The sequence below is a fragment of the Mesorhizobium sp. M1A.F.Ca.IN.020.04.1.1 genome (genome assembly GCF_003997315.1).
Lineage (GTDB): Bacteria > Pseudomonadota > Alphaproteobacteria > Rhizobiales > Rhizobiaceae > Mesorhizobium.
Genome location: NZ_RZSN01000048.1, coordinates 31472 through 34947, shown reverse-complemented (window position 1 = coordinate 34947; position 3476 = coordinate 31472). Strand labels below are relative to the sequence as shown.

General features: G+C 59.7%; 3 protein-coding genes and 2 pseudogenes. All 5 read right to left on the bottom strand.

Annotated elements, in window-relative coordinates; genetic code table 11:
* Positions 1 to 565, bottom strand: a 565-nt coding sequence (locus tag EOA49_RS12705; protein WP_206520169.1) for a HipA N-terminal domain-containing protein, incomplete at its 3' end; no start/stop codon positions are given.
* Positions 555 to 893, bottom strand: coding sequence for a helix-turn-helix transcriptional regulator (locus tag EOA49_RS12700; protein ID WP_029354813.1), 339 nt, complete (start codon positions 891 to 893; stop codon positions 555 to 557). The genes EOA49_RS12705 and EOA49_RS12700, both read right to left, overlap by 11 nt.
* A 1305-nt stretch (positions 894 to 2198) precedes the next feature.
* Positions 2199 to 2666, bottom strand: a pseudogene (locus tag EOA49_RS33455) (omptin family outer membrane protease).
* Complete coding sequence (locus tag EOA49_RS33450; RefSeq protein WP_245460617.1) at positions 2630 to 3160, bottom strand: hypothetical protein; 531 nt, start codon at positions 3158 to 3160, stop codon at positions 2630 to 2632. The pseudogene EOA49_RS33455 and the gene EOA49_RS33450 overlap by 37 nt, the downstream one beginning before the upstream one ends.
* Positions 3161 to 3296: 136 nt before the next feature.
* A pseudogene (locus EOA49_RS32615) lies at positions 3297 to 3476 on the bottom strand (disulfide bond formation protein DsbA); the annotation flags it as partial.

Here is a 3476-nt window from a genome sequence, read left to right as displayed (position 1 = left end):
GCTTGATGGCGTCGTCCTCGATCAGCGCCTTTGGCCTTGCGCCGCCGATCGAGCTGCCGTGATGCAGCGCCTGATCTAATTCGGGGGTGAGCGGAATACCTTTCTCTACCCGCTCCGCCGATTGGACAAGCTCTTCGAGAGTGGCATTGGCCAGTGCGCGCGGCTCGTAATTCGTGGGCGAAAACTGAAAATCGAGCGCGCCGATGCGGTCCGAGCCTGATTCCAGCAGGAACGTCAGTTCTGAAATATCGAGCCGCGCGATTTCATCGCCCTTCACACCGAATTTGCGGTTTAGGATAACCCGTCGTCCCCAGGCATCGGGGGCAGCATCGCGGATGCATCCCGGCATGGTTAGGCCAGGAAGCAAAGGCAATTCGCCTGCCTTCAGGGGCAGTTCCGGGAGATAAAGCGGGATCGCGCTGCCCAGTTCACGAAAGCTCCTGCCATAGTTGAAGCTGACGAGTCCGTCATGGGCATATAGCCGCCCGGCGACAACCGGCGCGGTCTCGCCCGGCAGCCAGACCCAGACATAGGCTTCGTCGTACTTGGGGACCTTAGAACTCATCGACGATCTGCTTGCCGGCCTTGTAGACGTGCTTCGGCAGCAGCGCGATGCGATCGTCCATGCGGCCTGTGAGGGCTGTGATGCCCTTGCCGTCCGCATCGAACAGCTTCACACCGACAATGGCAGCAGCTTCGAACATCAGTCCGATTTCAACTTTGGGATCGCCCTTCTCGATGCGCTGCAGGGTGCTGCGTGAAACACCGATTCTCTCGGCTAACTCCTGTGCGGTTAACCGGTGCTGCATCCGGCCCAGCCGGATGGTCTTACCGAAAAGGCCAAGCGCTTCCATTGCGTAGCGCGAATAGGTGCGTTTATGCGTTGCCGTCATTCGGGTCTCCGTGACCTATCCATGAGCCATATCACCTCGTTTCGACCTTTATATAGGTAATGTCGCAGAGCGACTGCCAAAGTCAAGCCTCCGTATCGTATGATCCAAATCCCCCTGATTCGACTTTATATGCAGCAAGAGTTCGCATCACGGCTACGTTCGGAAAGCGAGGTAGAATGCGACGGGAGACGCAAGCGTTACCCATCCGAACAAGGACGGCGAATATTGCCTACGGCTCCTGCACAACCGGCCAGCTCTGCGCGCCTCGGGCGAGGCGGAGATCTGGCGCTGGACCGCGGACAGCCTTGAGATGCCTCGCATGAGTCATTCGATGGGCGGTCCCTGGTGCCACTACGCCAAGCGCGATGAAGCGTTGCGGTCTTCGTCGCGCGCAACGGCGAAAGCGTGCAGGAGGATGGCTCGGGTCAGGGTGGACAAGCATCTGCGTAACAATTTGCTTTTCGAGGACGGGACGAGTCCAGGTTGGCCGCTGCTCAAGGCGCTGGCTCCGCAGCAGAGCCGAGTGAACTGGAGGGTCTGGTCCGGCGTCGAGGCACGGCGCAAGGCCTGCCGCGACGGGCGCGGATAGTGCTGCTGGCCAGCGAGAGGATGTAGAACAAGGAAATTGCCTTACGCCTTGGTGCAACGCCCAATACAGTGGGCACATTGCGTCGGCGCTTTGCCGAACAGCGGCTCGATAGCCTTTACGATGAACCGCGTCCCGGCGCGCCCGATGAGGAGATTGCCGAGACGATCCGGTTGACGCTGGGAGACGACGCCGCGGGACGCAACCCACTAGCCTGACTCTGCAATCTTGAGGAGCGCCAAGTTTATTCTGGCGTGCGGCGAGCTCAACGCCGAGCCGCTTGGCATCGATGCACGACACGACGTGATGCGGCGGTGTCGCACGGGTTCTCACGGTTTGTGGCTTCGGGATCGCGCGGAAGGCCACGCTTTTCTGGCGGCTCGCGCACCGGTGCCAGACGGCCGTCGGGACCTTAAAATCGACGGGATGACCGGCGGACAACACCTCCACCCCGGCCATACCAGGCCTGGCGGACCGCCCGGACAATCCTGAGATCCTGGCCGACGTCGGCGCCGCTTGGATAGCCGCGATTGAATGGATTGCGCGCAGAGGCATTGTGCGTCCTTAATGCACGCATGGTCTTACGTGCTCAGCGTCAGAAATGACTGCGCTTAAAACGTCAGCTTGAAGCCGGCCGACAGGGTCAAGGCATAGAAGTCCATGCCAGCGCTATCCTTGTGGGCTCCTTGTTCGCCGGTCGCGATGCTGTAGGCCGTTTTCTAGCCTTTGTTGCGAAAATATTTGTCGACATTGCCGGCCAGGAAGACGCTGGCGCGGTCGGTCATCTGATAATCGATCTTGGCGCCGGCCGAGATGAACGGCACCGTGAAGAAGTCGTCCTCAAATCGCAGGCCGCGCCCCTCCTCGCGCAGCCAGTGATGGTCAACAGCGCTTGCATCAACGGTGAAGCCGCTGCGGAGCAGACCCGAGAGCGTCAAGTTCCCGAGCGTCGTGGTCGCTTTCGCGCCAAGGAACAGGCCGAAATAGCGCTGTTCGTAATCGATGACCGGTTCGCCGTCCGGGAACTTGCCGCGATCCTCGCGAAAGCCGAAGCCGTCCCCACTCTATATGTACGAACCGCCATAGGCCTTCCACTTCATGTTGGTGTATTTGAAGCCGCCATGAAGGTTGATAACCGTGGCATCGTTGATCACGAAGTCTGGGCCTGCTGCCATGTCAAGGTTGATGTAGCGGTCAAGGCGGGTGTCGGGGTGGATTGACTGATCCGACCAATCCTGTCCGGCAATACGCCGTTGGCTGAGATGGTCCAGTTCTTCCAGACCTCGGCCTTTAGCCCGGTGGTCAGAACCGGCGCGCCGGTTTCCCAGATCAATTTGCTGATACGATTGCCCACTTCGACGTAGAAAAGCTCGTTGCCCTTTAGCCAGGTGTAGCCAACGCCACCAAGAAACACGACGCTCTTGTCGGGCGCTGAATAGGTGGTCGAATGCGCCGCCATGGCGATGGTCGACGATGTGCAGAACGTGCCGAAAGCAAGAATTGCAAATGCTGATGTGCAGCGATTCATGGGGCCTCCTCGGGACATCCGTTGGTGATCTTTCGTTGAACGACGGCGGCTCACAGCGCCCGTTTGCAGGCGTTGTTTGTCGCGGCGACCATTGCTGGGCATTGGTGCAAAGACGTTGAACTCCGATGCGATGTCCGGGACGGCTTTGGTCATTGCCCTTTGTCTGGTGCGCTGCATAGAACGGCTTGGTCCGCCCACTACCGCGTTGCCGGACCATATAAGAGATTTGGCCCGACGCGAGAGGCGGCACTCGTGGCCAGAGAACGGGATCGCACCGGCCGCCACGCTGTCAAAATGCCGAAGTTGGTGATCCGGCACGACGCTTAGCTTCTTCCCGCTCTTTGGCGATGAAGCGTTCCAGCGTGTGAATCTTGAGCACACCTGAAATCACTTCGTCGCCGAGAACCAACGCCGGCGTGACGTTGATGTACAGCTCCTTGGCGAGCGCGCAATTGCGCTCGAGGACGTT

What these genes read in the sequence shown, in the direction of transcription:
- EOA49_RS12700 (WP_029354813.1), bottom strand. Translation starts at nt 893, where the DNA reads ATGACGGCAACGCATAAACGCACCTATTCGCGCTACGCAATGGAAGCG.
- EOA49_RS33450 (WP_245460617.1), bottom strand. Translation starts at nt 3,160, where the DNA reads ATGACCAAAGCCGTCCCGGACATCGCATCGGAGTTCAACGTCTTTGCA.